Origin of the sequence: Pseudomonas sp. SIMBA_067 (genome assembly GCF_046534675.1) — a bacterium.
Taxonomy (GTDB): domain Bacteria; phylum Pseudomonadota; class Gammaproteobacteria; order Pseudomonadales; family Pseudomonadaceae; genus Aquipseudomonas; species Aquipseudomonas putida.
The window spans coordinates 1-446 of the sequence record NZ_JAWRYH010000059.1; the positions used below are offsets into that span (position 1 = coordinate 1).

The 446-nt window shown below is 51.8% G+C and carries 3 tRNA genes; all 3 read left to right on the plus strand.

Annotated features, from left to right (window positions below):
- Window positions 1-56 precede the first annotated feature (56 nt).
- The 3 genes from SB765_RS28060 (at window position 57) to SB765_RS28070 (ending at window position 416) form a co-directional block, all read left to right on the plus strand.
- Window positions 57-132: transfer RNA gene (locus SB765_RS28060), tRNA-Thr, on the plus strand.
- 8 nt (window positions 133-140) lie between these two features.
- Window positions 141-225, plus strand: a tRNA-Tyr gene (locus SB765_RS28065).
- 116 nt (window positions 226-341) lie between these two features.
- Window positions 342-416: transfer RNA gene (locus SB765_RS28070), tRNA-Gly, on the plus strand.
- The last annotated feature ends 30 nt before the right edge of the window (window positions 417-446 follow it).

Here is a 446-nt window from a genome sequence, read left to right on the forward strand (position 1 = left end):
TGCAATTTTTTAGTTGCATGAACTCGCATGTCTCCATAGAGTGCGCGCTACTTGATGCCGACTTAGCTCAGTAGGTAGAGCAACTGACTTGTAATCAGTAGGTCACCAGTTCGATTCCGGTAGTCGGCACCATCAAGTCCGGTGGGGTTCCCGAGCGGCCAAAGGGAGCAGACTGTAAATCTGCCGTCACAGACTTCGAAGGTTCGAATCCTTCCCCCACCACCAATTTCGGCCACGCGATGGCGTAGCCCGAGACGATAAGTTCGCTTACCGGCTCGAATAAAGAGAGCTTCTCTCGATATTCAGTGCAGAATGAAAATCAGGTAGCCGAGTTCCAGGATGCGGGCATCGTATAATGGCTATTACCTCAGCCTTCCAAGCTGATGATGCGGGTTCGATTCCCGCTGCCCGCTCCAAGATGTGCTGATATAGCTCAGTTGGTAGAG